Consider the following 2,332-nt stretch of genomic DNA (forward strand, 5'->3'; position numbering starts at 1 on the left):
ACCACGGACGGCGCAGGAGGCACGGACGGCACGGATGGGCCCCCCTCGCTGAACCCCGCGGCGACGGTAGCGCCGGGCGCTTGCGGCGCGAGGATGCCGGACGGCGGAGTCGGCACGTCCTCGAACCCGCCGGAATGCAGGAGCCCCCCGTACGCCGAGGGGGCCGCAGGCAGCCGGATGGGACCGGTCCCGGCCTCTGGACCGGCCACCTGGTCCACTATGGACCCGGCGGGTCCGAGTGGAAGCGGTGTCCCGCCGGGCGGCTGCCCGAGCGAAGGCAGACCGGTGGCGTTCGGCTCGGCCGGAACCGGTGGCACTCCCAGCGAAGGCTGCACCGGAACCACCGCGGCTTCCGGAACCGCCGAGACTGCCGAGACCACCGCGGCACCGGCCACCGTCTTGTCCACTGTGCACAAAAGTGAAACGGGCAGTCCGGTGGCGGCGCTGAGCAGACCGAGCTGCCCCTGCGGGGAACGCGCACCCGGATGCGGGTCGACCACCGGCTCCGGCGGGCCGCCCGCCGCCGCGGCGGCCCCGCCCACCCGCTGGACCAGACCGTTCGTCAGCGACGAAAGATTCGCGGTGGTCCCCCGCAGCACGGTGTCCAGTCCGAGCAGCGCGGCCGGATGCCCGGCGGCGGCCGCGCCGTGCGCCGCGTCCCGGTTCTTCGCGGCTTCGGTCAGCGTGCGCACCATTTCCACCTTGGTCGCGCCGATCTCCTCCGCCGCGCGCTCCAGCCGGTCGGCGGCCTCCCCGGCACCGCGGGCCGCGGTGGTCAGGCGGCCGTGATCGGGGTGGGCGAACTCCGCCCACCGGGCGGCCGCCGCCTCCGCCGAAGGGCCGCTGAGCGCCCCCAGCGCCCTCGCGGCGCTCCGGTCGGCATCGGCGGCCAACGCGGTGAGCCCGTCCTGCGCGGCCCGCCACGCCTTCGCCTGCTCGCGCAGCTTGTCCTCGTCCGCCCGCGGCCACGACAGCCCGGCCTCCGCGGCGATCCCGGCCAGCTCCTCCGGCAGTTCGACACCCATCCCTAACCCCCGGCCGCGTCGGCGATCGAACGGCGGGCGGCGTCCTCGCCCGAGGAGTACCGCCGCGCGGCCTCGGCGAAGGAGGTCCCCAGCTCGCTCAGCTGCCCGGCCAGTGCGCGGATCCCCTCCGCGGTCTCGTTCGCGGGACGGACGTGCCCGGCCGCGAAACTCCGCCCGACCGCGTCGTCACCCCAGGCCGCCGAGGCATCCGCCAGCGCACGCGCCAGTTCCGCCGCGATCCGGCCCGCCCGCCCGGCATGGCCGTCGAAGTCCTTCGCCCCCGCGTCGAGCCGGTCCGCATCCGCTTCGAACCCGCTCACCGGACCATCCAGTTCTGGTCCTCGTAGCTGTCCTCCTCGGCCACCGGCTTCGGCGGCGCGATGTCGGCGGCCTCGAGGTCGGCCGTGCCGAACAGGACGGCTTGCGGATCGGTACCGGCGGGGAGGGCGGGCGCGAGCACCTCCGCCGCGGCGGCCAGCGCCCGCACGGTCGCCGCCCCGGCGGCCCGCACGATCTGGTCGGCCAGTTCGCGGGGCCGGTACCGGTGATAGGCCTCGTCCGAGATCACCAGTCCGGTGAGCGCGCCGCGCGCACCCACGGTCGCGGTGAGCAGGCCGTCCGGATCACTGGCCGAGGCCGTGACCGCCCCGAGTTCCCGGTGCACCGAAGCGAGCTGTTCCCGGCTGCGCCGGTAGTCGGCCAGCAGCTCGTCCACCTGTGCGCGGTACTCGGTCACGGCACGCCTCCTCGGTAGTACGGCGGTCGGCTTCGAGTCGGACGCGGCCCGGCGCGGTCCGGTTCCCACTCCGGGAAAATCGTTCCCTATCCGGCCGTCCGCCGCACCGCGGCGCTACCCCGCGATCGCCCTGACCACCCGGGAGGGGCTCGGCCGCCCGAGCCGCTCCGCCATCCACCGGCTGGTCGCCACCAGTGCGTCGAGGTCGACACCGGTCTCGATGCCGAGCCCCTCCAGCATCCACAGCAGGTCCTCGGTGGCGAGGTTGCCGGTGGCCGACTCGGCGTACGGGCAGCCGCCGAGACCACCCGCCGAGGAATCCACAGTGGACACTCCGCAGCGCAGCGCGGCGAGGGTGTTCGCCAGTGCCTGCCCGTAGGTGTCGTGGAAGTGCACGGCCAGGCGGCCGGGGGCGACTCCGGCCTCGTCGAAGGCCGCGATCAGCCGTTCCACGTGGCCGGCGGTGGCCACGCCGATCGTGTCGCCGAGGGAGAGCTGGTCGCACCCGAGGTCGAGCAACCGCTGCCCGGCCCGCACCACCTGCTCGACCGGGACCGGCCCCTCCCACGGG

General features: G+C 75.4%; 4 protein-coding genes. All 4 read right to left on the reverse strand.

Annotated features, from left to right (window positions below):
- Positions 1-1,025 (reverse strand): WXG100-like domain-containing protein (locus tag FNH05_RS36265; protein ID WP_483964245.1); only part of this gene is annotated, 1,025 nt, incomplete at its 3' end.
- 2 nt (positions 1,026-1,027) lie between these two features.
- Positions 1,028-1,345 carry a hypothetical protein gene (locus FNH05_RS36270; RefSeq protein WP_144593353.1) on the reverse strand — a complete coding sequence of 106 codons (318 nt, stop codon included), beginning with the start codon at positions 1,343-1,345 and terminating at the stop codon, positions 1,028-1,030.
- On the reverse strand, positions 1,342-1,761 hold the full coding sequence (locus FNH05_RS36275) for a YbaB/EbfC family nucleoid-associated protein (RefSeq protein ID WP_144593354.1): 420 nt from the start codon (positions 1,759-1,761) through the stop codon (positions 1,342-1,344). The genes FNH05_RS36270 and FNH05_RS36275 overlap by 4 nt, the downstream gene beginning before the upstream one ends.
- Positions 1,762-1,875: 114 nt before the next feature.
- Positions 1,876-2,332, reverse strand: a 457-nt coding sequence (locus FNH05_RS36280) for a beta/alpha barrel domain-containing protein (RefSeq protein ID WP_483964246.1), incomplete at its 5' end; no start/stop codon positions are given.

This window comes from Amycolatopsis rhizosphaerae (assembly GCF_007713715.1).
Classification (GTDB): Bacteria; Actinomycetota; Actinomycetes; order Mycobacteriales; family Pseudonocardiaceae; genus Amycolatopsis_E; species Amycolatopsis_E rhizosphaerae.